The sequence below is a fragment of the Comamonas terrigena NBRC 13299 genome (genome assembly GCF_006740045.1).
Lineage (GTDB): Bacteria > Pseudomonadota > Gammaproteobacteria > Burkholderiales > Burkholderiaceae_C > Comamonas > Comamonas terrigena.
In genome coordinates this window covers 1,411,801-1,438,538 of record NZ_AP019749.1, presented here as the reverse complement: position 1 = coordinate 1,438,538, position 26,738 = coordinate 1,411,801, and the positions used below count along the sequence as shown (strand labels likewise).

The 26,738-nt window shown below is 66.0% G+C and carries 28 protein-coding genes; 11 read left to right on the top strand and 17 right to left on the bottom strand.

Annotation, left to right across the window (positions count from 1 at the left end; genetic code table 11):
* Positions 1–146 precede the first annotated feature (146 nt).
* On the bottom strand, positions 147–923 hold the full coding sequence (locus tag CT3_RS21200) for a helix-turn-helix domain-containing protein (RefSeq protein ID WP_227657866.1): 777 nt from the start codon (positions 921–923) through the stop codon (positions 147–149).
* Positions 924–929: 6 nt separating this feature from the next.
* The gene (locus CT3_RS06600; RefSeq protein WP_127446189.1) at positions 930–1,139 is read right to left on the bottom strand and encodes a hypothetical protein; all 210 of its coding nucleotides are present in this window, start codon (positions 1,137–1,139) and stop codon (positions 930–932) included.
* Between the two features lie 91 nt (positions 1,140–1,230).
* Here CT3_RS06600 and CT3_RS21195 point away from each other — a divergent pair, with 91 nt between their 5' ends.
* Positions 1,231–1,674 (top strand): MBL fold metallo-hydrolase, encoded by a 444-nt coding sequence (locus CT3_RS21195; protein ID WP_227657865.1) that lies wholly within the window; start codon positions 1,231–1,233, stop codon positions 1,672–1,674.
* Positions 1,674–2,093, top strand: a complete 420-nt coding sequence (locus CT3_RS21190) for a hypothetical protein (protein ID WP_227657864.1) — start codon at positions 1,674–1,676, stop codon at positions 2,091–2,093. Before CT3_RS21195 ends, CT3_RS21190 begins: the two co-directional genes overlap by 1 nt.
* A gap of 35 nt (positions 2,094–2,128) precedes the next feature.
* Here CT3_RS21190 and CT3_RS06590 read toward each other — a convergent pair whose 3' ends face one another.
* From CT3_RS06590 to CT3_RS06560, 7 genes are all read right to left on the bottom strand, one after another.
* On the bottom strand, positions 2,129–2,803 hold the full coding sequence (locus tag CT3_RS06590; RefSeq protein WP_066538957.1) for an alpha/beta hydrolase: 675 nt from the start codon (positions 2,801–2,803) through the stop codon (positions 2,129–2,131).
* Positions 2,804–2,832: 29 nt separating this feature from the next.
* Complete coding sequence (locus CT3_RS06585; RefSeq protein WP_066538959.1) at positions 2,833–3,711, bottom strand: DODA-type extradiol aromatic ring-opening family dioxygenase; 879 nt, start codon at positions 3,709–3,711, stop codon at positions 2,833–2,835.
* 191 nt (positions 3,712–3,902) lie between these two features.
* The gene (locus CT3_RS06580) at positions 3,903–4,328 is read right to left on the bottom strand and encodes a hypothetical protein (RefSeq protein WP_066538961.1); all 426 of its coding nucleotides are present in this window, start codon (positions 4,326–4,328) and stop codon (positions 3,903–3,905) included.
* Positions 4,329–4,478: 150 nt separating this feature from the next.
* Complete coding sequence (gene arfB, locus CT3_RS06575; RefSeq protein WP_066538963.1) at positions 4,479–4,883, bottom strand: alternative ribosome rescue aminoacyl-tRNA hydrolase ArfB; 405 nt, start codon at positions 4,881–4,883, stop codon at positions 4,479–4,481.
* A 13-nt stretch (positions 4,884–4,896) separates the two neighbouring features.
* The gene (locus CT3_RS06570; RefSeq protein WP_227657863.1) at positions 4,897–5,853 is read right to left on the bottom strand and encodes an alpha/beta fold hydrolase; all 957 of its coding nucleotides are present in this window, start codon (positions 5,851–5,853) and stop codon (positions 4,897–4,899) included.
* Between the two features lie 36 nt (positions 5,854–5,889).
* Positions 5,890–6,348: a type II 3-dehydroquinate dehydratase gene (gene aroQ, locus CT3_RS06565; protein WP_066538965.1), complete on the bottom strand. Its 459-nt coding sequence runs from the start codon at positions 6,346–6,348 to the stop codon at positions 5,890–5,892.
* A gap of 304 nt (positions 6,349–6,652) precedes the next feature.
* On the bottom strand, positions 6,653–6,994 hold the full coding sequence (locus tag CT3_RS06560) for a hypothetical protein (protein ID WP_066538967.1): 342 nt from the start codon (positions 6,992–6,994) through the stop codon (positions 6,653–6,655).
* Between the two features lie 239 nt (positions 6,995–7,233).
* On the opposite strand from CT3_RS06560, the gene CT3_RS06555 reads away from it, so the two are divergent.
* Positions 7,234–9,048, top strand: a complete 1,815-nt coding sequence (locus tag CT3_RS06555; protein ID WP_066538969.1) for a glutamine--tRNA ligase/YqeY domain fusion protein — start codon at positions 7,234–7,236, stop codon at positions 9,046–9,048.
* A 182-nt stretch (positions 9,049–9,230) separates the two neighbouring features.
* Here the strand turns inward: CT3_RS06555 and CT3_RS06550 are convergent, their stop codons facing one another.
* Both CT3_RS06550 and CT3_RS06545 read right to left on the bottom strand, forming a co-directional pair.
* Positions 9,231–9,602 (bottom strand): oxidoreductase, encoded by a 372-nt coding sequence (locus CT3_RS06550; RefSeq protein WP_066538971.1) that lies wholly within the window; start codon positions 9,600–9,602, stop codon positions 9,231–9,233.
* Between the two features lie 237 nt (positions 9,603–9,839).
* On the bottom strand, positions 9,840–11,009 hold the full coding sequence (locus tag CT3_RS06545) for an acyltransferase family protein (protein WP_066538973.1): 1,170 nt from the start codon (positions 11,007–11,009) through the stop codon (positions 9,840–9,842).
* A gap of 260 nt (positions 11,010–11,269) precedes the next feature.
* On the opposite strand from CT3_RS06545, the gene CT3_RS06540 reads away from it, so the two are divergent.
* Positions 11,270–12,151 (top strand): peptidoglycan DD-metalloendopeptidase family protein, encoded by an 882-nt coding sequence (locus CT3_RS06540; RefSeq protein WP_066538975.1) that lies wholly within the window; start codon positions 11,270–11,272, stop codon positions 12,149–12,151.
* 250 nt (positions 12,152–12,401) lie between these two features.
* Here the strand turns inward: CT3_RS06540 and CT3_RS06535 are convergent, their stop codons facing one another.
* Positions 12,402–12,953 (bottom strand): DUF2242 domain-containing protein, encoded by a 552-nt coding sequence (locus tag CT3_RS06535; protein ID WP_083520537.1) that lies wholly within the window; start codon positions 12,951–12,953, stop codon positions 12,402–12,404.
* Positions 12,954–13,516: 563 nt separating this feature from the next.
* Between CT3_RS06535 and CT3_RS06530 the strand changes: the two genes are divergently transcribed.
* Complete coding sequence (locus CT3_RS06530) at positions 13,517–14,266, top strand: META and DUF4377 domain-containing protein (RefSeq protein WP_066538979.1); 750 nt, start codon at positions 13,517–13,519, stop codon at positions 14,264–14,266.
* A gap of 379 nt (positions 14,267–14,645) precedes the next feature.
* Here CT3_RS06530 and CT3_RS06525 read toward each other — a convergent pair whose 3' ends face one another.
* Positions 14,646–14,984 carry a MoaF-related domain-containing protein gene (locus CT3_RS06525; protein WP_066538981.1) on the bottom strand — a complete coding sequence of 113 codons (339 nt, stop codon included), beginning with the start codon at positions 14,982–14,984 and terminating at the stop codon, positions 14,646–14,648.
* A gap of 498 nt (positions 14,985–15,482) precedes the next feature.
* Positions 15,483–16,373: an EamA family transporter RarD gene (gene rarD, locus CT3_RS06520; protein ID WP_066538983.1), complete on the bottom strand. Its 891-nt coding sequence runs from the start codon at positions 16,371–16,373 to the stop codon at positions 15,483–15,485.
* Between the two features lie 82 nt (positions 16,374–16,455).
* On the opposite strand from rarD, the gene CT3_RS06515 reads away from it, so the two are divergent.
* From CT3_RS06515 to CT3_RS06490, 6 genes are all read left to right on the top strand, one after another.
* Positions 16,456–17,769, top strand: a complete 1,314-nt coding sequence (locus tag CT3_RS06515) for an MFS transporter (protein ID WP_172591866.1) — start codon at positions 16,456–16,458, stop codon at positions 17,767–17,769.
* A gap of 338 nt (positions 17,770–18,107) precedes the next feature.
* Positions 18,108–19,694 (top strand): flavin monoamine oxidase family protein, encoded by a 1,587-nt coding sequence (locus tag CT3_RS06510; protein ID WP_066538985.1) that lies wholly within the window; start codon positions 18,108–18,110, stop codon positions 19,692–19,694.
* Positions 19,695–19,723: 29 nt separating this feature from the next.
* Positions 19,724–20,194 carry a c-type cytochrome gene (locus CT3_RS06505; RefSeq protein WP_083520540.1) on the top strand — a complete coding sequence of 157 codons (471 nt, stop codon included), beginning with the start codon at positions 19,724–19,726 and terminating at the stop codon, positions 20,192–20,194.
* A 98-nt stretch (positions 20,195–20,292) separates the two neighbouring features.
* Positions 20,293–20,829 (top strand): RidA family protein, encoded by a 537-nt coding sequence (locus CT3_RS06500; protein ID WP_066538987.1) that lies wholly within the window; start codon positions 20,293–20,295, stop codon positions 20,827–20,829.
* A gap of 115 nt (positions 20,830–20,944) precedes the next feature.
* Complete coding sequence (azu, locus tag CT3_RS06495; RefSeq protein ID WP_066538989.1) at positions 20,945–21,409, top strand: azurin; 465 nt, start codon at positions 20,945–20,947, stop codon at positions 21,407–21,409.
* A gap of 166 nt (positions 21,410–21,575) precedes the next feature.
* Entirely contained in the window at positions 21,576–22,382 is an 807-nt protein-coding gene (locus CT3_RS06490; protein ID WP_066539480.1) for a pseudouridine synthase, read from the top strand.
* 119 nt (positions 22,383–22,501) lie between these two features.
* Here CT3_RS06490 and CT3_RS06485 read toward each other — a convergent pair whose 3' ends face one another.
* The 3 genes from CT3_RS06485 to CT3_RS06475 form a co-directional block, all read right to left on the bottom strand.
* A complete protein-coding gene (locus CT3_RS06485; protein WP_066538990.1) occupies positions 22,502–24,202 on the bottom strand; it encodes an acyl-CoA dehydrogenase family protein in 1,701 nt (566 codons plus the stop codon).
* A 67-nt stretch (positions 24,203–24,269) separates the two neighbouring features.
* Positions 24,270–24,926, bottom strand: a complete 657-nt coding sequence (locus CT3_RS06480) for a TetR/AcrR family transcriptional regulator (protein WP_066538991.1) — start codon at positions 24,924–24,926, stop codon at positions 24,270–24,272.
* A gap of 286 nt (positions 24,927–25,212) precedes the next feature.
* Positions 25,213–26,214 carry a DHH family phosphoesterase gene (locus CT3_RS06475; RefSeq protein WP_066538993.1) on the bottom strand — a complete coding sequence of 334 codons (1,002 nt, stop codon included), beginning with the start codon at positions 26,212–26,214 and terminating at the stop codon, positions 25,213–25,215.
* Between the last annotated feature and the right edge of the window lie 524 nt (positions 26,215–26,738).

Here is a 26,738-nt window from a genome sequence, read left to right as displayed (position 1 = left end):
TGCCGCCCGCCCCCTCCTCTTTGGAGGAGGCTGTACGCCGCGGTCGCATTCATAGAGTTTCAGAACGTTGCCTAACCAACCTGCTGCAGGCAGGCTGCACCCTAGCGCCCGAGGTGTTCCTTTGTCTCCAGCACGCAGCCCTTCACTCAGGCATGGGCGATGCGGTATGCCATGGGCGTCATGCCTGTCACCTGCCGGAAAGCGCGGATCAGACTGGCCTCGCTGGCAAAGCCCAGGTCCTCGGCAATCCGCTTCAGCGGTTGCCGGGTTTCACACAGGGCATCGGCCACCTGCCGCAGCTTGATGTGCCGCATCCCCTGCGCGGCGGCCAGCCCGGTCTGCGCGCGCACCCGGCGTGCCAGGGTGCGTGGTGACACATGCAGCGTGTGGGCCAATGCCGCCAGACGCAGCTCGGCGGCGGCGGTGCGCTGCACCAGCATCCAGGCGCGGCGCAGGTTGTCGTCGGCCAGCGCCGTCAGCTCCAGGCCCGCGAACCGAGGATGCACCGCTGCCGGCCGGGGCACCATTAGCAGGTTCTGCAGGTCGCGCAGTTCGGCCGGCGCCAGCTGTGCGGCCAGGGCCTGCTGCATCAGCGGCACATAGCCATGGGCTCCGGCCGCCGTCAGCACCGACTGCCCTTGCACCACGGCCTCGTCAAAGCGCCAGTCCACCCGGGGAAAGTGGGTGTGCAGCGCCTCGCGCAGCCACCAGGTGGCGGTGGCCGCCTCGCCGTGCAAACGCCCGCTGGCCGCCACCGGCACCACGCCGGCGCAATAGCTCCACAGCCGGGTCGCAGCAGGCAACTGCTGCAGGGCGCGCACCAGCGGGGTCAGTTGCTGCAAGGGGCGCTGCAGGTCGCTGGCGGACGACAGCCACAACCCGGGCACCAGCACCACATCGGCGGCCGCCGCGGCCAGCGTCACCGCGGGCTACAGTCCCGGCCCCTGCCAGGTCGGCACCGGCTGCAGGTCCACCCCGGCCCACACCAGCTCGTACAGCGTGCGCTGCGCGCGCAGGTTGGCGGCGCGCACCATGTCGGCCACGGCAAACAGGCCACCCGGCATACAGCCAGGGTACAGCAGCAAGGCCAGGCGCGTGGGCCTGGGTGGTGAAACGGGCGGAGGCACAGCGCTTGGCATGAATGGCAAATAGATTGACCAATCTTGCCATTTTCAGCCACCTGGTGCCTGGGAACAATGCGCCCATGTTCCCACCGCCAAGGCGTCTTCCATGCTCATCACCCACTTGCGCAATGCCACCATCGTTCTGGAGTTCGAAAGCCAGGGCCGCCCCGTCGGCCTGCTGGTCGACCCCATGCTGGCGCCCCGCGCCACCCTGCCCGCGCTGCGCTACCTGCGGCTCACCGGCAAGGCCCGGCAGCGCAATCCCATCGCCGAGCTGCCAGACAACACCGAAGCCGTGCTGGAACGTGTGACCCACGCCCTCATCACCCACTGCCAGCGCGGCCACTTCGACCACCTGGACCGCGCCGGCAAGCGCTTTTTGCGCGAACGCCAGATTCCCGTGTTCTGCATGCCGCACGATGCCGCCTACCTGCGCCAGCGCGGGCTGCAGACGGTGGCACTGGAAGGCCCCGGCCGCCAGTCCTGGCCGCTGGGAGGGCAGATCACCCCGGTCCCCTGCGTGCACGGCCGGGGCTGGGTGGTCGGTTGATGGAGCACGGCCACGGCTACCTGCTGGAGCTGCCAGGCAACCCGTCCGTTTACCTGGCGGGCGACACCGTGCCGACCCCCGCCGTGCGTGACTGCCTGCAGCGGCTGCAGCCCGGTGCGGCCGTACTGCCCGCCGGCGGCGCCCGCTTTGACCTGGGTGGCGAGATCCTGATGGATGCCCACGACATGGTGCGGGCTGCGGCCTGCTGGCCCGGCCAGTTGGTGGTCAACCACCTGGAAGCGCTGGACCACTGTCCCACCACCCGCGCCCAGGTGCACGCGCTGGCAGCCGAACACGGACTGGGCGGCCGCCTGTGGGTGCCGGAAGATGGGGCACAGCGCGTGTACACAGATACATGTGCCATCCCGGCACCGGAAGTTGCAGGGCGGCCGGCCCTTGCGTCCGCGCAAGCGGCCTGAGCACCCTGCAGTGCAGACCTGCTGCGGTGCGGTGCTTACGCGGCGGCCGTCAGGCCCTGCAGCCACTGCACGCAGTCGCGCAGTTCGTCGGGGTGGATGGTGTGGGCGCAGGGGTACTCGTGGTAGCGCAGCTGCACCGGCAACGGCTCCAGCCGGGCACGGGTCAGGTGGGCGCTGGTCAGCGGAATCACGTTGTCCTGCGTACCGTGGCTCAGCCACACCTGGCGGCCTGCCAGTTGCGCGGGCGGCACCTGCAGCGGCAGCACCTCGGGCAGCAGGCGGCTGTGCCATACACAGATGGCGTGCAGCAACGCGGGCTGGGTCAGCAGCAGGCTCAGGCTCATGATGCCGCCCTGGCTGAAGCCGCCCACCACCACGCGTTCGGGCGGAACGCCCAGTTGTTCGGCGGCCTGCCGCACGGTCTGGGCCACCAGGGCGCGGCTGTGCTGCTCCTGGTCGGCCGCAATGGTGCGGCTGCCGTCTGGGTTGACGCTGAACTGGAACCAGGCGAACGCATCCGGCCCCATGGCGTACGGCGCCTGCAGGCTAAGCACGTGGAACTGGGGTGGCACATAGGGAGCCAGGCTGAACAGGTCCTGGGCATTGCTGCCCACGCCGTGCATCAGCACCAGCAGCCAGGCCTGTTCCGGTGCGGCCTGGGCGGGGCGGATATAGCCATTCAGCGGCAGTTGGAGTGCGGGGGTGTCCATGGGTGGTCCTTGCTGAAAATGTCCGGGCTTCACTGTAATGGCGCAGCGGCCGCGTGCTCACCTGCAGGCACATCCTGCAACGCAAAACTGTCCATGGCCAGCATGCCGTACTGCACTTCACGGCTCAGGTAGCTGGCCGTGGTGCCCGGTCCACCGGCACCCAGCGCAAAGAACAGCGGCAGGAAATGGTCATCCGTCGGGTGGGCGCGCCGCGCCTGTGGGGCCTGCTCCAGCCAGTCCAGCAGCGCGGCGGTATCGCGCGCCGTGATGCGCTCCTCGATCCAGCGGCTGAAAGGCTGCACATAGTCCAGCCGGCCGCCGCTTTGCCCGGTGACAAAGTCGCGCAGATTGTGCGTCATGCTGCCCGATCCCACCAGCAGCACCCCGGCATCGCGCAGCGGGCGCAGGGCCTGGCCCAGGGCGTAGACCGCCGCCGCATCCGCATCGGCTGGCAGCGACAGCTGCACCACGGGAACATCGGCCTGGGGGAACAGGTGCATCAACGGCACCCAGGCACCGTGGTCCATCGGGCGCTTGGGGTTCAGCACCGGCTGCTGGCCGGCGGCCTGCAACAGTTGCGCCACCTGCTGTGCCAGCAAGGGGGCGCCCGGGGCCGGGTACTGCAGGCTGTAGAGCAGGCGGGGAAAACCGCCAAAGTCGTGCCAGGTCTCGGGCTGCAGCGCCGCCATCACCTCCAGCCCCCGGCTCATCCAGTGCGGCGACATCACCACCACCCCGCGCAGCTGCGGGTACTCCGCACGCAGCGCGCTGCCCCAGCGCTGCAGGGCCGGTCCGGTGTCCCCAGGCTCGACGGCAAACATGGGCGAACCGTGGGAGACAAACAAGGCAGGCAGGCGCTGTACAGGCATGTCAGCGGTGGGGGACAGATTCGGCAAAGAGGTGGTCATGGCAAGGCTTTCCTACAGGGGCCGCCGCTGCGCTGTGCGCAGCCAACGGCCTACCCAGTGAATGTAGGGGCGCGGCCACTGTTGCACTAGCCGCCATTACTGCCACATATTGTTCTGAAATTGAATTCAATAGGCCGCAGTGTGTCCGGCGCCAGTGTTCAGGCCTGCCCGTTGCACGCCGGGCGGCGGATTCAGGGCAGTTGTGCCACAAACACCGACAGGCAGGGCACCGCGTCGTCCGCCATGTCCTTGTCGGAAGCCTGGCCCCATTGCGGGTTGCACCAGTCGCCATGGACGATGCGCTCCGCAATTGCCATGGGGGTCGCTTCGTGCTGGAGGGCTATGCGAAACGGCAGGCGGCCATGCGCGGCGGACACCAGGCTGAACCGCAGCTGCCGGGTCTGCGCGTCATGCCAGCAGTAGAACAGCATGGCCGCATGCCCATCCGCCACCAGTCGCCGCCGCCGCGCTTCCAACACCTGGCCGACAAAGTGGGCAAGGTCTTCAGGCCGCAGGTCCGAAGCCGCGTCGTCGTCCGGAGAAAAGCTCCACATATTGGCCAAGGCCTCGTGGTGGATGTCGTCCAGGTCGACGACGATGGCGTCATCCTCGGCCATGGCAAGCCATCTCTTCAAGATCGGTACGTCAGTCATTGCGCAGTGAAAGCCCGTGTGCCCGTATGGGGCGGTGTAGACATGCGGGGGGCCGATAGGCACATTTTTTCCCGCTGTGCGCGCTTCTGGCGCGCTGCTGCAGCACGGACCGCGTCAGAACTGCAGTTTCTGCCGCCCGGCCTTGGTTTCCCCGGCGCGTTTCTTGCCATCCACGCGGCGCTGCTGGCTGGCGCGGGTCGGCCGGGTAGCCTTGCGGGTCTTGGGGGTGTGGGCGACTTCGGCCAGCAGCTCGCGCAGGCGCTGCAATGCGTCTTGCAGATTGCGTTCCTGCGTGCGATGGGCCTGGGCCTTGATGACCACCACCCCGTCCAGCGTGAAGCGCTGGTCATGGCCGCAGCGCGCCAGCAGGCGCTCCTTGAGGAGATCGGGCAGCGAAGACGCGGCCACATCGAAGCGCAGGTGCACGGCGCTGGAGACCTTGTTCACATTCTGACCGCCCGCCCCCTGGGCGCGGATGGCGGTCCAGGTGACTTCGTCCTCGTGCAGCTGCCAGCGCATGGTCCCAGGCCTCTCAGGCCTCCACCGGCTGCGGGCCCGCCAGAATGGGCAACAGCAGGGCGTGCACGGCCTCCGGGGCTTCGTACTGCACCCAGTGGCCTGCATCGGGCACGCGGTGCATGCCCTGGAAATTGCGGGCGCTGGTGGCCAGCAAGGTTTCCACCTCGTCCAGCAGCTTGGGGTAGAGGGCGTCGCGCTCGGCATAGATGGCGGTGACCGGGCAGGTCACTTTCAGCAGCGACTTGACCAGAATGTCGGTGCTGGAGATGCGGCGGCGCGGCAAGCGGTCGCGCTGCACATTGGCCACATGCAGGGCCACGGTATCGCGGGTGATCTTTTTCAGATCGCACAGCATCAGCTCCCCCAGGTTGTAGACATGGGTCTGCAGCTGGGCATAGGGCGACTTCAGATGGCGCCAGCCCTTGAGCTGGAACGGGTGCTTGGCGCTCAGACCGATGCCGGGGGCGCCAACGATCACCAGTTGCTGCACCACATGCGGATGGGCGGCAGCCAGCATTCCGGCCGTCATGCCGCCGAACGAGAAGCCCACCAGCTGCACCGGCTGCAGCGGAAAGCGTTCCTGCAGCATCTGCGCCAGGGTGTCGAGCATGCCATCGGCGTCATGGGCACCGGCCACGGCGTCCGAATCGCCAAAGCCCGGCAAATCCACCGCCCACACGTCGTGGCCGGCTTCGGTCAGCGGGATGATGCTGCGCACCCAGTGCGTCCAGCTGCCGCTGCCGCCATGGAACAGCACCACCGGCGGCTGGCCATTGGGCTCGGCCGGGCTCCAGTGGTGCAGCACCGTGTGCCCATTGGCATGGGGGTGCTCCACCCGCTCCCCCTTGGCCAGCACCTTGCGGGCTTCGATGGACTGCAGCTGGCCGGCGGCCATGGCGGTCATGGCTTCCGGAAAATCGGCCCAGCCCAGCTCGGGCAGGTTGTCATCGCGTTCAAATGTCTCAAGCACAGCGCACTCTCAGAGGGGGGATTCGGATCAGGAGGTTCAGCCTGCTGCGGACCACTGGGCCACGGCATCGATGGCCAGCGCATAGCCCTGCACGCCCAGGCCGCACACCACCGCGCGTGCCACCGGCGACAGATAGGAGTGGTGGCGGAAGGCCTCGCGCGCAAACACGTTGGTAATGTGCAGCTCCAGCAGCGCCACGCCCGTGCCCTTGACGGCATCCATCAACGCCACACTGGTGTGGGTGAAGGCCCCAGCGTTGAACACCAGGCCCGCCAGTTGGCCTTGCGCATGCAGGCGGCCGGCTTCGTGGATCCAGTCGATCAGCTGGCCTTCGTGGTTGCTTTGGTGAAAGCGCAATGCCAGGCCATGGCGGGCACAGGCGGCCTCGCACAAGGCCTGCACATCGGCCAAGGTGTCAGCACCATAGATGGCAGGTTCCCGTGTGCCCAGCAGGTTCAGATTCGGGCCATTGAGAACAAAGACGGTTTTTTGCATGCAAACACTCCAGCGACTGCCGCCGATTATGCGGCGCCACTCCAGGGCGATCGGTGCTGGTGATGACAGTTTTTCGACAATTGCGGACACTTCGACGGCGAAGCAGCCGCGACCGCCACCAACTCTAGGCATAAACCCTAGTTTGTCTGTATCTGCAGCCAACCTGGCGCTGTGCGCAAGCCATGCGCCGCAGCCAAAAACAAACCCCATGCCGGCGATCGCAGGCATGGGGCCAGATACAAAAACGCCCCGGCCCCGCCACCCGGTGTATCAGTAGGCGACGGGAACGGAAATTTTCTGAAGCTCAGCGGCGGTAATCGTGGCCATGGCCACGGTAACCCCGGTCATAACCGCGGTCGTGGTGGCGGTGGTGGTGCCAGCCACGGGGGGGAGGCGGCGGCGGCGCCCACAGCATGACGGGCGGCGGTGCATACACCACGCGCGGCGGCGGTGCGTAATAGCGCGGCGGCGGTGCCACATACACCGGTTGCGGCGCCATGTAGACGGGCGGCGGGCCATAGACCACGGGGGGACCGGCATTGATGCCCACAGACCAGCTGATATTGCCACCGGCCTGGGCCGTGCCCACCGAGCCAGCCAATGCGGCGGCAGCGACGATCAGGGCGGGGATGGGGTTTTTCCACATATGTTGTATCTCCTCGTTCTGCGGGGGAGGAAGGGTGGCTGCGGCACAGGCCACACACCCTGCTTGCATATTTAACGTGGCAGGCCTGTTTTTGGATGTCAGCATTCCTGCTACTTTTGTGACTTAACGTTTCTTGACGTTGGAGGCCCCGATCACACCACCCCGCGCCCTTGTGCAGACCCGGGCATGGCGCGCAGGCAACGCTGCAGTGGCGGCCAGCCGCCTACAATGACGCCCCTATGAGCACCCCCGTCAATACCACCAGCAATGCGCCGGAAGTGGTCAAACCCACCAACTTCCTGCGCCAAATCATCGAAGCCGACCTGGAAAAAGGCACCTACGCCCAGCGCCACTGGGGTGGCACGCCGGGCGATGCGCAGCACCACCAGCAAGGCCAGGTGGACGAGGCCAAGATCCGCACCCGCTTCCCGCCCGAGCCCAACGGCTATCTGCACGTGGGCCACGCCAAGTCCATCTGCCTGAACTTTGGTCTGGCACGCGACTTTGGCGGCGTGTGCCACCTGCGCTTTGACGACACCAACCCGGAAAAAGAAGACCAGGAATATGTGGACAGCATCAAGGATGCCGTCCAGTGGCTGGGCTTTGACTGGAAGGATCCCCAGGGCAACAACAACCTGTACTTCGCCAGCAACTATTTCGACTTCATGTACCGCTGCGCCGTGTACCTGATCGAACAGGGCCTGGCCTATGTGGATGAGCAATCGGCCGAGGACATGAAGGCCAACCGGGGCGACTTCACCCGCCCCGGCGTGAACAGCCCGTTCCGCGACCGCAGCGTGTCCGAGAACCTGGCCCGCTTTGCCGATATGAAGGCCGGCAAGCTGGCCGATGGCGCCGCCGTGCTGCGTGCCAAGATCGATATGGCCGCCCCCAACATCAATCTGCGTGACCCCGCGATCTACCGCGTGCGCCATGCCGAGCACCACAACACCGGCAACCAGTGGTGCATCTACCCGATGTACACCTTCGCCCACCCGATCGAGGATGCGTACGAACACATCACCCACTCCATCTGCACCCTGGAGTTCGAAGACCAGCGCCCGTTCTACGACTGGCTGCTGGACCACCTGCGCGCTGGCGGCCTGATCGATGCCCCCCAGCCGCGCCAGTATGAGTTCGCCCGCCTGAACCTGACCTATGTGGTCACCAGCAAGCGCAAGCTCAAGCACCTGGTGGACAGCGGTACGCTGACCGGCTGGGACGACCCCCGCATGCCCACCATCGTCGGCTTGCGCCGCCGGGGCTACACCCCTGCGTCCATCCGCAATTTCTGCGAACGCATCGGCGTGACCAAGGACTACAGCTGGATCGACTACGCCACACTGGACGGCTGCCTGCGCGAAGACCTTGAGAACCAGGCCCACCGCGCCATGGTGGTGCTGGACCCGGTCAAGCTGGAACTCACCAACTGGGCCGAGGTGTTTGGCAGTGCCGACCACCTGGAACAGTGCCAACTGCCGGCCCTGCCCCACCACGGCGACGAGCCGGCCACGGCACCGAACCGCCACTTCACCCTGGGCCGCGAGGTCTGGATCGAGCGCGAAGACTTTGCCGAAGTTCCCCCCAAGGGCTACAAGCGCCTGTTCCCCGGCAACAAGGTGCGCCTGAAGGGCGGCTACGTGATCGAATGCACCGGTGCCGAGAAGGACGCCGACGGCAACGTGACCAAGGTGCTGGCCACCGTGGTGCCCGACACCAAGAGCGGCACCCCCGGCGCCGACAGCGTCAAGGTCAAGGCGGCCATCACCTGGGTGGGCGTGCAGGACGGGCTGCAAGCGGAAGTGCGTCTGTACGACCGCCTGTTCACCGATGCCCAGCCCGATGCCGGCGGCAAGGACTATCTGGCCCTGCTGAACCCCGACAGCCTCAAGGTCGTGACCGCCTATGTGGAACCTTCGCTCAAGGCGGCCCAGCCCGACGACAAGTTCCAGTTCGAGCGCTTTGGCTACTTTGTGGCCGACCGCAAGGACCACAGCGCGGCCCACCCGGTGTTCAACAAGATCACCGGCCTGAAGGACTCCTGGGGCAAGTAAGCGCCCCCGCGCCTGCCTGAAAGGCTGCCATCCGGCAGCCTTTTTTCTGGGGTGAACTAGGCAGTGCGCGGCGCACACGCGAACTGGCGGCAGACCGCCAAGCAAAAAGGACTGCCCAGGCAGTCCTTTTCGATGGTGGCGGATGCATCCGGTGCACCGGCAACCGGCACGGCACGCCGATTTCAGGCGTATTCCATATTCCCGTGCTTGCTGGCCACCAGGCGGCCGGCAGACAGCGACATCATCAGCATCGCAATCGATTCGTGCACGATCAGGGTGTGGGTGTTGCCCGTGTCCACCATGTTGCTGCGCAGGATCTCACGCACGCTGGGCGCACCGGAGACATCGATGATGATGTCCACCGTGTGGTCCACCAGCTCCATGAAATTGGTGGTGACATGCACGCCGTGCTGGCGCGCCAGGGCGATACCGGGCTGGTTCAGGTCCAGGTCGGCCACACCGCGCACCTGCACAAACGGTGCATTCAACATCTGCTGCAACAAAGGGGTACCGGTCTCGCCGGCGCCAATCACCACGATCTGGAACATCTGCATGGGGCAACCCATCCTTTCAAAAAGCACTGCCCCATCATAAAAAGCCTGCTGCCCGCCGCAGTACCAGTGCCACGGGGGAATGCAAAGCCTCTGCGCCAGATCAACAAGCCCGCGTGCGGCACACCCGCCCGGCAGCACCGGCCTTGCGGGCGCCACGCCATGTGGTCGGCATGCTCTGCCCAGCGTATCGATTGGAAAGTTGGCAGGTCCGTACCGACCGCCGGGTGTGCACCGGCTTCAGATCAGGTTCAGCGCCACGGCTGCACCCACCCCCATGGTGCCGGCCTGCCAGCGCAGCAGTTCCAGCCAGCTGGCACTCTGGGTTTCCACATAGCGGTAGAGCAGATGGCCGGCAGCCACCGACAGGCCCACCGCCAGCACCAGCCCGATACTGTTGATGAACGCGCCTTCGGGCCACAGCATGTGCCACACGGCATTCACCAGCAGGCAGATGCTGAAGTGGATCAGGAACACGGAGTACGACATCTGGCCCAGCTGCTGCAGCGGGGACCAGCGCCATTGCAGCAGGCGGTCAGACCAGGACACCGCTCCGGCCAGCGCCAGCACCAGGGCCGTGGTCAGCGCCAGGGCAATGCGGGTGCGCCATTCGATCCACAGCGCCACAGCGCCCAGCACCAGCATGGCCGCCGCCCAGACCCAGCGGCCCATGGGGCGCGGGCTGTGTGCTGCCCACCAGGCCATCATGCCCAGACCGTAGGCACCAAAGAAATAGATGGCCCAGTTGTCCAGACCGCTGTCCAGATTCCAGTCCCACAGCGATGCCGCCACCAGCACCACGATGCCGGCCTGCACCAGGGTCAGCGGCCAGCGGCTGGCAGCTGGCGCCGCTGCGGCACCGCCCTTCGCGGCAGATTTGGCGGCCAACGGCGCCTGTGCCAGGCGGTGGCAGGCCCAGATCCACAGCGCGGCAGCGGCGTAGAGCTGGAAGTCGATGGCCACATACCAGACGCCTGCAGACAGGGACTCCCAGCCCCCCACGCCATGCAGCAGGAACAGGTGGGCCAGCAGCTGGGCCCAGGTGGGGGGGGCCGACATGGAATCGTGTTCGAACCCCATGTTGCGCACCAGCTCTGTGAGCAGAATGGTCACGGCCAGCGCTGCGGCAAAAGGCAGCACCAGGCGCACAAAGCGCTTGCCCAGCAACGGAAGCAGCTGGGCATGGCGCGTCAACCCCTGCGGTGCCAGACCGGCTGCGGCCAGGTAGCCGCCCAGCACCAGGAACACCTGCACCGCCATGCGCGCATAGTCGAACAGCCAGTCCATCAACAGGGTCGCCACCGGCTTGACCACATCCGACATCGGCCCATAGAAGGCCAGATGGTGGCAAACGATCAGCAGGCAGGCGAACCCTTTGGCCTGGTCAAGCCAGGCATTTCTGGAGGACATGGATAGGGAGTGCGCAAAAGCGGCAGAAAAAGCAGCAGGCCGTTCAAATGCCGGCCTGCTTGTGTTAGCTCAACGTTCCAGACCATATTCCCGTTGACAGACGGTGGCGGCAGCTTGCGCCATCCACTATCGCCAGCGCATGCCATCCGCAGCCCCGACCACCTGCCCAACCCCATGGCTGCGCCAGGAATTGCTGCAGCCACGCCGGGCGCGCTTCACAATGCCCACATCCCTCCCCACATTACGTCCTGCACCACCGCATGTCTGCTGCACCGCTCCATTTCAGCCACCTTCCCTCCCGCCGCCGTGCCATGCAAGCCCTGGCGGGCATGGGTGCGCTGGCCGCACTCCCTTTTCCCACCCTGGCTGCCGCTGACAATGGACTGTGGCCCCAGGACAGCCGCGTCCCCGGCGGCGTGGCACGCCTGTCACTGGGCCCGGCCCCCCAACGCCCCCAGGTACGCTCCGGCGATGTGCCGGTGCTCGTGCTGGGCGACATGATCGAGTGGACGGCGGTGGTGGGCATCCCCCTGTCCACCAAACCTGGCTCCCATACGGTGCAGGTGCAGGACGGAGCACGTGAGCGCACACTGCGCTACCAGGTGCAGGACAAGAAATACACCGAGCAGCGGTTGAAGGTCTCCCCCAAGACCGTGGACCTGGCGCCCGACGATCTGGCCCGCCACGAGCGCGAACGCGCCCACCAGCAGACCATCATGGAGCGTTTCAGCGCCCCGCCGCCCGATCTGGGGCCACTGCGCATGCAGCAGCCCGTGCCCGGCCGGCGCAGCAGCAGCTTTGGCCTGCGCCGCATCTTCAACGGCCAGGCACGCAATCCGCACAGCGGCATGGACATTGCGGCCGCCACGGGCACGCCCATCGTGGCACCGTTGCTCGGCACGGTGGTGGATGTGGGCGACTACTTCTTCAACGGAGGTACCGTGTGGCTGGACCACGGTGCCGGCCTGCTGAGCATGTACTGCCACCTGAGCCGCACCGACTGCAAGGTCGGCGATGTGCTGCGCACCGGCGATCGCTTCTGCCAGGTGGGCGCCACCGGCCGCGTGACGGGCCCGCACCTACACTGGGGCGTGATGCTGAACCGCACCATGGTGGACCCGGCCTTGTTCCTGGCTGCCTGACAGCGCCCTGCTTTTCCACCGGCACCACGGACACGGAGGGTGCCGTGGCCCATCGCCGTCGGCCTGCGCGCACGAAGGAGGGTCTCCCTTCGAAAGCAACCGAAGCCACTCAGCGGAGCCTGTGCCTGCAACGGCAGTCACCGCGTTGCCGGCACAGGCAAGATGCGCCGACCTGAAAAGATTTTTTCAACTTATCCCGCCGCATTGTCTGCAGCAGGATGGTGCACAGCGGCGGCGCGCGCGCCAGGTGTCAAGGTTTTTTCGAACTGGCCGATTCGACAGAGGAGGGCGTTCCATCTGCCACGTCCACCAGCAGATAGCGCCGCATCAACTCGAAAAAGCTTTCGTAGAAACGCTCCGACTGGATAGTTTCACTGCCGACCTTGATCATGGAGTCGTGCCCCGCCGAGAACGGCAGCGACAGCGAGCCCAGTGCACTGACCCCCACGCTGGCCGAATTGCTGGCCTTGCGCAGGGCGTAGGTGTCTTGCAAGGCGGTGACAAAACCCACGCTCAGCTTGCCATCGGCCGACTCGGCAGCGCACACCACACGGATGTGCATCTGCAGATGGCGTTCTGCCTCGGGCTGGAAGTTCTTGTTGCCTTCCACCAGGTCCTTGCGGCTGGTGTCGATGATGTAGCCCTGGCTCAGCAAGGCGCGCCGCGCCGCTTCGCAGGTCTGCTCGGCCCGCGCATCGAACATGCGCGAGAAGGTGGCAGCCGACGTGAAGCTCTCCTGCGGCGGCAGCGTCTGCAGCGTGGAGCTGCCCCCGCACCCTGCCAGCATGGCGGCTGTCGCCATGGCCATTGCCCATCCCGCCTTGGCTGCGGGCCCTTGTATTTGCCCAGTTGCTCTCATCCGCACCCCATGCACTCCATATCGCGCTGCATGCGGTATGCATGCAAACCCGCGGTGAGTTGGCTGCACAGGACTTCCAGAAGGCTCCACGCTGCAACCCGGCCACGAGAGGCCATCACACGCTCCAGGCAGGCCATTTTATCTCGCCCACGATGGCGCCCAGATAGGAGGGCCGATGGCACGCAAGGTTCCCTCCATGTGCGCCATCCGCCGCAATACATTTGTTTGCCATTTACGTGGAATACACGCACAAACCAGATACACGACTGGGCGAAGATCACGATATCGTCTGACACAGCAAGGGCGGCTGCTGCGACGCTGCGGCACCAAACCGCCTACGAGACTGAACTTCCGTCCATTCACCCTGTCCCATCACTGTGAAACATTTGACACCCTCTTCCCATGCGCTGCGCGCCCCATGGCAACCTGTCGCGGTCGCAAGCCTGTGCCTGGGTCTGCTGGCCGGTTGCGCCCAGCCCTCGGCTTCATCTTCCTCGGCTTCTCCTGTGACACAAACCCGTCCTGCTCCATCGCAAGCGCCCTCCGCCGCCCGCATTCTGAGCGGCCACCACTGGCTGCTGCAGCGCGCCAGCACGGCCCAGGGCGCGGAGCAGGCAGGCTGGAAGCCCAGCGGCCCGGGCGTGGAAGGCAAGGATGTGCAGCTGGACTTCACCAGCGAAGGCATGTTGAGCGTGCACAACCTGTGCAACCAGCTGGCCGGCCGCTACACGCTGGACGGCAACCGCATCCTGGTGGAACAGCTGGTGTCCACCATGCGCGCCTGCAACAACCGTTCGCTGATGGAACTGGAGCAACGCGTGGCACAGCGCCTGGCCCAGCTCGACAGCTGGCAGCTGCGTACGGCCGAAGGTCCTGCCGCCCCCACGCTGACCCTGACCTTCAAGGACGGCGGTCGCTGGGAGCTGCAGGGCAAGCCCACGCCCGCCACGCTGTACGGCAGCGAAGGCGTGCGCGAGTTCCTGGAAGTGGCACCGCAACGTGAAGCCTGCAGCGGCGTGGCTCCCATGCAGTGCCTCAAGGTGCGCTCGGTCCAGTACGACAGTCGCGGCCTGAAGACCGAAGTCGGCCCCTGGCAGCTGTTCTATACCGAGATCGAAGGCTACCGCCATGAACCCGGCGTGCGTAACGTGCTGCGCGTGCAACGCTACGAACGCAAGCAGGTTCCGGCCGATGCCTCGCGCTATGTCTATGTGCTGGACATGGTGGTGGAGTCGGAAATCGTCAAACCACGCTGACTGCGGATCCGCACGCGCCGCCATCCAGCGGCCTGCGTCGCCATCGCAGCCCTCTCAAAAGCCATGCAGTGCCCCCGCATGGCTTTTCTTTGGGCACAGCTTTTTGCCGAGGTTCGGCATGGGTGTGCACCAGGTTCACAGGCCCGGTAACGGGACATCACGGCCGGAACGTTGACAGCGGGGCGGCAGACAGACAGCACGCAAACAAAACACCGACCACGCGCAGACAAAAAAACGGCTGCACGGTAGGCAGCCATAACCCCGATTTCAATTTCCCTCTCTCCTGTCTGCTCCCCCGGCGGCAAAGAACGCAGCGTGCATCCGCCTGGCCTGCGGGAATTCAGCTCCCGGCCCCGCCCACCAGCGGGGCAACCCGCTATCAGTTGAAACGAAACTTGCCGTCCACAAACATGGAAGCGCGGTGGCCACGCTCGCTCTGGTCGTCGGCATAGGACCAGAATGCCTTGACCGTGCCGTTTTCGGTATCGATGAGCTGGCTCACGGTGAAACCGGTCTTTTCGATCCAGTTCAGGAAGTGCAGCGTGTCGGACAGTTGCAGATAGCTCAGGCGTTCATGCCCTTGCGTGATGTTGCCGTTCTTGTCGCGCACCCTCCAGTGCAGATCCCCCCGCACGGTGTAACGGACTTCGGCAGTGCTTTCAGGGAAGTCGATGACGGCTTCACGACCCAGGAGTGCGCCGATGTATTGCATTGTCATGATGGTCTGCCTCTGTCGTTGTATCGGTTGAGCGCGGTATGTCGAAAACGCCTTTGCTATGGAATTGATTGTTCAATAGCCCACCCCATGGACATGTAGGAATAGTCAGCATGATCGGGAAGTCAGACTGCCAGCGCCAGATCGCCCTCACTTTCCTACATTCCCGCCGAACGGTTTCCGGTACCGATCCATGGCGTTTCACCGCCGGCGACTGCGGATGCCAATGCTGCTGGGACTGCCGCCAGGCACCAAGCGCACCGGTCCAGAAAAATCACCGAGGCAGAACGCACCTGCCCACAGCGCTCGCCCCTCCAAGGCGCTGCCCGGACTTATGCCCACTGCGTGTGGGCGCCCTTGTGGATAACTTGCCTGTAAACCGGCCCAGGCCACGCCCAGCATGGCTTTGGCGCCATTGCCCGTTTTTTCATCACATCCGGCACGCGATGCCACCGGCCCGGCAGGCCGCCCCTTCGACCCAGCGTGCAAGAACGGCAGTGTCTACACCACTTTCCGGAGGCGCTCCTGCCGCAGCTGCACCACCGCTTCCACCACCAGCACCGCCACCGCCGCAAAGATGGCGATATACAGCGGCTGCTGTCCGGGCGCCAGCTGCTCACCCAGCAACAGCGCCACCAGGGCCAGCAGCACCGGCTCCACATAGGACAGCAAACCGAACAAGCCCATGGGCAGCCAGCGGCTGGCCAGCATGTACAGCGCCAGACCGGCCGCACTGACCACCCCCAGCAGCGGCAGCATGGCCTGCAGATGCGATGCAGACTGCCACACCAGCAGGCCCGACGGCGCACGGGCCATGAACCACAGCGCGGCCGGCACCAGCAGCGCCATGTCCACCCAATGCCCGCCCAGGTTGTCTGTGCCCAGCTTGCGGCGCAGCGCAAAATAGACCGGGTAGCCCAGGCAGACGATCCCCGTTTCCAGCGCCAGCCCGCCCGCGCGCCACAGCTCCCACGCCACGCCCAGACTGGCCAGCACCGCAGCCAGCATCTGCGGACGGGTCAGGCGTTCCTGAAACAGCAAGCGCCCTGCCAGCACCAGGATCAGCGGCAGCAGAAAATAGCCCAGCGACACCGGCAGGGCCTTGCCGTGCAATGGTGCCCACATGAAAAGCCACAGCTGCACCCCCAGCAATGCAGCGCTGGCCAGCAGCCCCAGCACCAGCGACGGCTGGGCGCGCACCCGGGCGACCATCGCCTTCAACTGTCCCTGCTCCTGCAGCAGCCACAGCAGTGCCGTGGTGAACGGCAAGGTGACCACCACGCGCCAGCCAAAGATCTGCTCGCCGTCCAGCGGAGCCAGCCAGGGCGCCATGGCATACAGCAGCCCGAACATCACCGAAGCCAGCACCGATGCCAGCACACCCTTGACCATGCCTATCCCCCTTGCAAGCCGCGCATTGTCGGCCATGGCATGCACCTGGCATGACGCGCAGGTGGCGGCATGGTGCAGACAGATGCGCCAGAATGCAGCGCTTGTGCCTTCCTCGACGGGTCTCCCCTTGTCTTCTACCGCCCCCACCCCGGTGCACGGCAGCGCGCTGCGCCAGCCGGGCTTTGTTCCCTTTCTCGCTGCCCGCATGCTGGGCTTCTTCGCCCAGCAGATGCAGGCCATCGTCGTGGCCTGGCAGGTCTATGACATCACCCGCGATCCGCTGTCGCTGGCCCTGGTGGGACTGGCGCAGTTCCTGCCCATGCTGCTGCTGCTGGTGCCTGCCGGGGATCTGAGCGACCGCATGAGCCGCAAGCGCATCCTGGCCGTCAGCTGGAGCGTGGCAGCCTTGTGCGCCGGTCTGCTGCTGTGGCTGACCACGCTGGGCGAACATGGGGTGGGCGGCATCTACGCCGTGCTGGTGCTGTTTGGCTGCAGCCGCGCCTTCACCAGCCCGGCCATGCAAAGCCTGCTGCCCCAGATCGTGCCGCGCGAACACCTGGCCCAGGCCCTGGCGACCAACAGCATGCTGATGCGCACCTCGGCCATTGCCGCCCCCATGCTGGGCGGCCTGCTGTATGGCCTGGGTGGCGGCGAGTTGACCTATGCCGTGTGTGCCGTCGCCCTGGTGCTGGGCGTGCTGCTGCTGGCGGTGGTGCCCGTGCGCTACGCGGCGCCACGCCAGCCGCTAGAAGGCACGATGTGGCAGCGCGCCGCAGAAGGCATCCGCTTCATCCGCAGCCGTCCCATCGTGCTGGGCACCATCTCGCTGGATCTGTTTGCCGTGCTGCTGGGCGGCGTGGTGGCGCTGCTGCCGGTGTATGCCAAGGAAGTGCTGCACACCGGTCCCGAAGGGCTGGGCATGCTGCGCTCATCGATGGCCGTGGGCGAGGTGGCCATGGGCCTGTGGCTCAGCACCCGCCCCATCCAGCGCCATGTGGGCAAGGTGATGTTTGCGGCCGTGGCCGTGTTTGGCATGGCCAACCTGATCTTCTCGCTGTCGCACTGGTTCTGGCTGTCGCTGGCCTGCCTGGCGGTGGCTGGTGCTGCGGACATGGTCAGCGTTTACATCCGCTCGGCCCTGGTGCAATTCTCCACGCCCGACGCCATGCGCGGCCGGGTGAATGCGGTGAACATGCTGTTCATCAGCTCCAGCAACGAGCTGGGCGAGTTCCGCGCCGGTGCCATGGCATCGGCCATTGGTGCCGTGCCGGCGGCCATTGCCGGCAGCCTGTGCACGCTGGGGGTGGTGGGCACCTGGATGCGGGTGTTCGAGCCCTTGCGCACAGTGGACCGGCTGGAAGACGCTGCCCGCTCCAGCAGCCACCCTTCCGCGTGAACCACCGCTGCTTGCAGCGCTCGCTGCAGGTCCTGGGGCCGTAGCCGCATCCCACCACCAGCCCGCTTCCGAGCGGGCTTTTTTGCGCCCCGCGCAGGCAGCGCAACCCGGCACGGCTCGACCAAAAACACATCAATTAACAAGTTCATACACTCGCTCACAAAGCTGCACCAAAGTAGCTTTTCGCATCACGGCATTGGTGCGCACCACAACCATAGCGGTGCAAATTTAATAGCTGCATGCGCTTTCTGTATCTATCCAAGCTGGCATACGAGTTGCACTAGCCAAGGCGGTCTGCGTACTTCCCGCGCGGCCGTCAACAGAAAGCAAGCTGACCTATGCCAGAACAAAAAACTCCACTTACCAGACGGAAACTGCTCTCGATGATTGGCCAGGTGGCCGGTGGCTCGGTGATGTATCAGGCCATGACTTCCCTGGGCCATGCGGCCGAATCCAGCTACACCGGCCCCATCCAGCTGGGCAAGGCCAAGCCCGGGGCCTCCGTGGTGGTGCTGGGCGCCGGTCTGGCCGGCATGGTGGCCGCCGTGGAACTGCGCAACGCCGGCTACAAGGTCACCGTGCTGGAATACCAGAACCGCGCGGGCGGCCGCGCCTGGACGCTGCGCGGTGGCGACAGCTTCACAGAGCTGGACGGCACCACGCAGACCGTGGGGTTTGCCAAGGGCAACTACCTGAACCCCGGCCCCTGGCGTGTTCCCCACAACCACCACGCCATGATGGACCTGTACCGCCGCTACGGCATCCAGCTGGACGTGTTCAACCAGGTCAACCACAACGCCTATGTGCACAGCAGCAAGGCGTTTGGCGGCAAGCCCCAGCGCTTCCGCCATGTCTCCACCGACTTCCGCGGCCATGTGTCGGAGCTGCTGGCCAAGGCCACCAACCAGGGCGCCCTGGATGCCGTGATCCGCAAGGAAGATGCCGAAAAGCTGCTGGCCGCGCTGAAGAGCTACGGCGCGCTGGACAAGGAATACCGCTACGCCGCCAGCCTGCACACCAGCGAATACCGCGGCTATGACATCGACCCGGGCGGCGGCCTGATGGACCGCGCCAAGGCCTCCCAGCCCATCGCCCTGCACGACGTCCTGCAGTCGAACCTGTGGTCGCAGATCGGCGCCGGCAACCTGACCGAATTCCACAGCACCATCTTCCAGCCCCATGGCGGCATGGACATGCTGCCCAAAGCCCTGGCCAAGGACCTGGGCCAGGCCATCCAGTACAACGCCCGCGTCACCCAGATTGCGCAGAACGACAAGGCCGTCACCGTCAGCTACACCCGCAACGGTGCGCCGCAGCAGGTCCAGGCCGACTGGTGCGTGTGCACGATTCCGGCCTCCATCCTCGCCCAGATGGACATCCAGGTCGGCGACACGATGCGCGCCGGCATCGAGGCCCTGCCCTACGGCAGCTCCATGAAGATCGGCCTGGAATTCAAGCGCCGCTTCTGGGAGGAGGATGAACGCATCTACGGCGGCATCACCAACACCGACCTGCCCATCCAGCAGATCTCCTACCCCTCCAACGACTACATGAGCGCCGGCCCCGCCGTGCTGCTGGGCGCCTACGCTTTCGAGAACACCAATGCCTACCGCTTCTCGTCGCTGACACCCAAGGAACGCATCCGCCTGGCCGTGGAATACGGCAGCCAGATCCACCCCCAGTACAAGCAGGAATTCCGCAACGGCGTCTCCGTGGCCTGGCACCGCATGGGCTGGATACAGGGCTGCTTTGGCGCCTGGAACGACACCTTGCGCGAACAGCACTACGACAACATGGCGCAGATCGACAACCGCCTGGTGCTGGCAGGCGAACACATCTCCTTCATCCCTGCTTGGCAGGAAGGTGCCGTGCTGTCGTCGCTAAACGCCGTGCAGCGCCTGCACGCCAAGGCTGCCGCCCTGTGAGCCGCCCCCACGACAAGGAATTGAACACCATGAGCAACACGCATTCTTCCCGTGGTCTCAGCGCCGCCGCCCTGCTGCTGGCCGGCCTGTGCAGTCTGCCTGCACTGGCGGCCCCGGCCACCGGCACGGCCACCGAAGTGATGGCCATCCCCACCGCCGAGGTGGCGGCGCTGCAGGCAGGGTTCTCCGACAGCCGCCAGATCAACACCCAGCGCGGTGGCGACAAGATCTACCAGGCCATCTGCCAGGGCTGCCACATGCCCCAAGGCCAGGGCAGCAAGGGCGCAGGCTTTTACCCGGCCCTCGCCGGCAACACCAAGCTGGCGGCCGGCGCCTACCCCGTCGGCGTGGTGATGAACGGCCTGCACGGCATGCCCAGCTTTGCCGCCCGCCTGAAGGACGAACAGGTGGCCGAGGTGGTGAACTACGTGCGCACGCATTTCGGCAACCAGTTCACCGACGCGGTCAAAGCCGATGACGTGAAGCTTTTCCGCAAGTAAACCGCTCCCCCGGCAGGGCCGCACTGCGCTGCAGCCCTGCTTCTTTTCTCACTCCCGAGCCGCTCTTCGGCACCGACCCTATCGATTGAGGTATTTGCATGTCTTTGCGCACCACCCTGTTCATTTCCACCCTGAGCGCCGCAGCCCTGCTGGCCGGCTGTGCCACCAACGCCAGCCAGAGCCCCGAGCTGATCCGCTACAAGATCCCCAACTCCAGCTTCCCCATCTCCAACGCGGTGGAAGTGCCGCCCGGCGCCAGCACGATCTATCTGTCGGGCAAGGTGCCTGCCATGCAGGACAAGAGCAAGGCCGCCAACGACCCGGCAGCCTACGGCGGTGACACCGAAGGCCAGACCGTCAACGTGCTCAAGAGCATCGACGCCCAGCTCAAGTCCATGGGCCTGACCATGTCCGATGTGATCAAGATGCAGGTCTTCCTGGTCAAGGATCCGGCCAAAGGCAACAAGATGGACTTTGCCGGCTTCATGAAGGGCTACACCCAGTTCTTCGGCACCGCCGAACAACCCCATCTGCCATCGCGCTCGGCATTCGAGATTGCGGCCCTGGCCAACCCCGCCTACCTGGTGGAAATCGAAGTGGTGGCCGTGCGCGGCGCCAAGTCGGTCACCAGGTAAGCCGCCCCTGCAGCCATTCTGTGTGGTGGCTGCAGCCGATCCGGGTGGCGCCCCTCCACCCGCCCTCTGTTCCGGCCACGGCGGTCCGCCGCCAGGGCCCTTATCCGCATACACCATGAAGACCCTTCTTCGCACCCTGTGCGCCATTGCCTCCTGCACCACGGCCTTTGTCGCTGCGCCCGCGCTGGCGGCCGACTGCAGCGCCACCGTGGAAAGCAACGACGCCATGCAGTTCAACGTCAAGACGCTGTCCGTGCCCGCCGCCTGCAAGACCTTCTGGGTCACGCTCAAGCACGTGGGCAAGCTGCCCAAGACGGCCATGGGCCACAACCTGGTGCTGACCGTGCCGGGCGATGTGGCAGCCGTCGCCACCGACGGGATTGCCGCCGGCGTGGCCAATGACTACGTGAAGCCACAGGACGCGCGCGTCATCGCCCACAGCAAGCTGATCGGCGGCGGTGAAAGCACCCAGGTGGACATTCCGGTGGCCAAGCTCAAAGCCGGCACCGACTACACCTACTTCTGCTCCTTCCCCGGCCACAACAGCATCATGAAGGGCACGCTCAAGCTGGGCAGCTGAGCGGCCTGCGGCCCCTCTCCGGTAGCCGCCGCTGGCACAGCAGCCCCTGCCGCCCTGCGGTGGCAGTCCAGCGCCTACACTGCGGGGCTGTGCAGGCCTGGGGCCTGCCCGTTCGCGTTCTGCCCCCATGCCTGTGCCCGATGTCCTGCCCCTGTTGCCCACCGACCTGCCGCTGAATGACCTGCCACCGCATGCAGCGGCCGGTCCCGAACTGCTGCACATCCTCCATCAGGATGACGACATGGTGGTGGTCTACAAGCCCGCCGGCTGGCTGGTGCACCGCACCGCGCTGGCGCGCCATGAGACACGCTTTGTGCTGCAGCACCTGCGCGACCAGATTGGCCGCCATGTCTGGCCCGTGCACCGGCTGGACCAAGGCACCTGCGGCGTGCTGGTGTTTAGCCTGCACAAGGAAGCCACGCAGAAGCTGACGGCGGCGTTTGCCGAACACCGCGCCCACAAGCACTATCTGGCACTGGCACGCGGCTGGGTCCCGGGCCACATCAATGTGGACCATGCGCTGCACCCCGACGATGCCCCACCCGACGCTCCTGCCCAGCCGGCGCAGACCCTGCTGCGCGGCCTGGCGCGGCTGGACTGGCCTGAGTCCTATGACCCGCGCCACCCCAGCACCCGTTTTTCGCTGGTGGAAGCCTTCCCCCGCACCGGCCGCCGCCACCAGATCCGCCGCCACCTGAAACACACGGCCCACCCCATCCTGGGCGATGCCACGCACGGCAAAGGCCCGCTGAACCGCTGGTGGGCCCAGCGCATCGGTCTGCAGCGCCTGTGGCTGCACGGTCACGCACTGGAGCTGCCCCACCCCGCGACCGGCGAACGCATGCGCTTTTGCGCCGACTGGCGCCAGCTGGGCCATGTGCCCGAGGTGCAGCAGTGGCAGCGCCTGATGGCCTTGCCGGGCTGGCAGAGCGGACCGAACCCGCTGCCTCCCAGCTGCGGCATGGCGCTGTAGACCGGTCTCTTCCGAAAGCAACACGCTCCGGGTGGCGCACACTGCCGACCCCGAGGCAACGCTGCCGGGGGCTGCTTCGCCGTGCCGGTCTCTGGCTCTGGTGCAGCCGGTAGCGCGGCCTATTGCACGGCTGCGCGCTGCACAATGCGCCGGGCCGCCGGCTGGCTGCCCGCGTTCTGCCAGGTCCCGTAGTGCACCCCCCAGCCACTGCCGATGGCGCCGCTACGCGTCGCCAGAAAGGCGTCACCGACCTCGGCCGGGCTGTGGCGCAGCAATTCGGCGCCCTGCAGCACACGGGCAATGGCCTCGGTCATGGGGCGGGCCAGGTACTCGTCTTCCAGACCGTCGCGCACCAGCCGTTGGGTCTGGGCCACCAGCGCATCAAACCGTGCGTGCTGGCCGGCCAGGGGGACCAGCTCGGCGAACAGCGCATCCACACAGCCGGCATCGCGCTGCAGCGCACGGCGCACGTCCATGCACATCATGTTGGCCGTGCCTTCCCAGACGCTGTTCAACGGCGCCTCACGGTACAGGCGGGCCATAGGGTTTTCTTCGATGAACCCATTGCCGCCGTGGCATTGCAACGCTTCATAGGCGATCGATGGCGCGCGTGAGCAGTTGAAGAATTTGGCGGCCGGCGTGGCCACCCGGGCCAGCAGGCGCTCGTGTTCGCTGGTCTGCATCCCATCGGTGGCGCGTGCCACGCGCAGGGCCATCAGCGTGGCCGCCTCCACCTCCACCGCCATATCGGCCAGCACCTGCACCATCATCGGCCGCTCGGCAATGCGGCTGCCGAAGGCGTTGCGCGTGCCGGTGTGGCGCAGCGCCAGCGTCAGGCTCTGGCGCATCAGGCCGGCCGAGCCCACGGCAAAGTCCAGCCGCGTCAGGTGGGCGTGCGACAGGATTTCGCGGATGCCATGTCCCTCTTCCCCCACGCGGATGGCCAGCGTACCCTGATATTCGACCTCGCTGGAGGCATTGGAGCGGTTGCCCGCCTTGTCCTTGAGGCGCTGCACGGCAAATCGGTTATGGCTGCCGTCCGGCAGGGTGCGCGGCAGAAAGAAGCAGGTGACGCCCCCATCCACCTTGGCCAGGGTGAAGAAGCCATCCGCCTGCGGCACCGAGCAAAACCATTTGTGCCCCGTCAGCTGGTACCAGTGCGCGGTGGCGCCATGGTAGTCGTGCGTGCCCGCAAAGGTGGCCGTGGTCTGCGTCTCCCGCAGGTCCGATCCGCCCTGCTTTTCGGTCATGGCATAGCCAATCACCACACTGGGCTTGTCGGCCACTTCGCGGCGGCTGAATTCATAGCTGGTGCCACGCGCCTTTTCGGCCCAGATGGCCAGGGCCGGCTCGGCCTCGAAACCCGGCAGACAGGCATAGGCCATGCCTGTGGGGCAGGCAGTGCCCTGCTCCACCTGGTTCCACAGATAGGACAGCACAGCACGCGCCAGGTGGCCGTTGGATTCATTGGTGCGCCAGCTGAGGTTGGGCACCTCGTGCTGCCAGGCCAGTGCCATCAGCTGGTGCCAGGCGGGATGGAATTCCACCCAGTCCACCCGGTTGCCAAACCGGTCGTGGGTCTGCAGCTCGGGCAGGTGGCGGTTGGCCAAGCGGGCCAGCTCCTGCACGGCCTCATCCCCCGCGACCGCACCCAGCGCGGCGCAGCGTGCAGCGGCCCAGGGGGCATCGCGCGCAATGGCGGCGCTGAGCACGGCGTCCCCGGTGAAGGCGTTGAAGCCGCTGGCCGGCTGGGCCTGGTTGCGCACCTCGTGCGTGGGGGCAAAGCCGCTGGAGGGAGACAGATGGGTTCGGGTCAGCATGGGCACTCCTGGGTTTGAGAGGGGAGACAACACAACATCCCGGCCGCCGCATCCAGACGGCCGACGGCTAGGCGCGGGGGACCGTGGGACTGCCCACACTGGCACAGGCCAGGTGGGCCATCTGTTCGGCCAGCGCCTCCACATCGCGCTGGCAGGCCTGGGGGTCGGGATGGGAATGCAGGGGCTGCTTCAATGGCGAGAGCGGACCGATCAGCCCTTCCATGAAACCGCCCACAATGAAGCAGGCCGCCGTGTCCGCCAGCATGTCGGCACGCATCTGGCCACTGGCCTGGCCCTGGGCGATCAGCCCGCTGATGACGGCGCTGATGGCGGCGCGGTACTGCAGCCGCACTTCGTCGATGGCCTTGTCGCAGGGCTCGGCAATAAGTGCATAGGCTAGGCGCGGGTTGCGCATGGCACGGCGCACAAACACCGCCACGGCGGCATGCAGCCTGCTGTGGGCATCGTCGCCGGTGGCCGCAATGCCTTCGAGCACATCCACCTCGCGCTGCGAGACCGCAGACAGCACCTCGGCAAACAGCTCGGCCTTGGAGGCGAAATAGCGGTACACCGTACCGGTGGCCAGACCCGCCGTGGCGGCCACGCTGGCCACCTGTGCCTCGGCCCAGCCGCCTTCACTGACCAGGGCGCGGGCGGCCGCCAGGATGCGGCTGCGGTTGTCGTGCAAGCGGGCTTCGACGGCAGGGGTTTGGCGGTAGACCATCAAGAAATGAACATGGATTCACGAATGAAGTGAATCTATATTCATTTGTTGGAAAAACCGCCTGTGGTTTACCCGGTGCCCACCTGGATGCAGTGCGAAAGGGTCTGCGTGCACGCCACGGACCTCTCCCGGGCAAGGCCCCATCCACAGATGGCGAACGGCAGCACCGCCCACTGGCAACCCGCACACGGGCACGGGATGCGGCAGCCCCATTAAAAAACGCCGCAAAAGCGGCGTTGGAGCGGTGCACCTTGGCGGGCAAGGTACGGTGCGGCAGACAGTGCGCTCAATCCGCCTTGGGCGGACGGATCCACTTGCCGTCCTCGTCAAACTCCATCAGCGGTGCTTTGACAAAGGGGTAGTCGGCTTCGGCATCGCTTTGGAAGGTCCCGGACAGCAGTTCCACCAGACGCTCGTTGCCCATCTTGAAGCCGCAAGCCTGTGCATGGCCACCGCCACCCATGGCTTCGGCCAGGGGAATGCAGTTGAACTCGGAGCGCGAACGCAGGCCCACTTTCACGCCCTTGGTGCTGGCATGCCACATGAAGGCAAAGCTGCCGCTTTGGCGGGACAGCAGATCTCCCACTTGGCTGTGGAACATGCCGTTGCAGTTGACCATCAGGCCCTGCTGGCCGTTGAAGACCAGGGGCTGGGCACTGTCGGCAATATCGGCACAGAGCTTCTGGTATTTCTCGTCCATGGCGCCGCCGCGGGCCATGAAGACGACTTCCTCTTCCGGGGTGAAGGCAGCAATCTCGGCCCAGCGTGCAATGGAGCGCGGCTCCATTTCCAGCGCAGCCAGAAAGGCCGGGCTTTCCGGAAACTCCCACTTCCAGATATCGCGGTCTTCCACATAGCGGATCAGGCCGGGCACCGGCTTGTCGGGGTGAAAGAACTCCCAGGCCAGGCGCGCACCGGACTTGTTCATGTCGAAGTGCACCACACCGCAGCGGCACTGGTAGCCCGTCAGCTTCTCGGCCGCGCTCTTGTGGTGGTCCAGCACCACCAGCTTGGACACACGCGCTTCGATGGCAGCCAGCAGCTCCGGCTCGAAGGCAAAGTCCAGCACGTAGACCGCGCGGCCATCCAGATCGCCCAGGTCATCGGCGGTCTGGATCTCGCCATGGTCCAGGCCCCGGTACTCGGCGCTATCGCCGTAGTACAGCCAGGCGGCCAGCGAGGCGCCAAAGCCGTCCGGGCAGCGGCGGCCGTGGTAGAGGATCAGGGGGCGCGGGTCGTCGTGCGACGGCCCCACCAGCAATTGCAGGGGGAGGATGGTTCGGCTCATTGCCACCGATTGTCGCCGCTCTGCCCGCGCCCGTGCGTTGCGCCGTTACACCACCCCTGGCAGCACTGGGACAGCCTGGCTCCAGCCCCCATGCCCGCACACGCTAGGCAGCGATGCAGTACCCGCCGGACTGAACTCCCGCAGGCAGTCGTTTAAAGCATGCCGTCGGCCGGTCATGGGCATGCCGTCTACCTCCACAGCTCCGCTCGCCATGGCAGGCTGGCGGTGCCAACGTCAGCCAGTGCCTGCCCACCGCGGATCGCCACCGCACCACGGCAGGCACGGGACTACCGGAACAGCGCGTGCGCGGCAGCCGAGCCAGCACCTCCCCATGAGGGATGCACGCCGTGGCGTGACTGCGGCAGGACTGCGCCATGGCGCCACCGGTTACCCCGCCACAAAATATTCCAATTCAGAATTAAAAACATCCCTCTACTGCGCCCCAGCACCCGGCTCCAGATATGCAACTTGCGACTGAACTTATTCATTCCATCGCCAAAACACTACCAATTCAGGAGCTACAT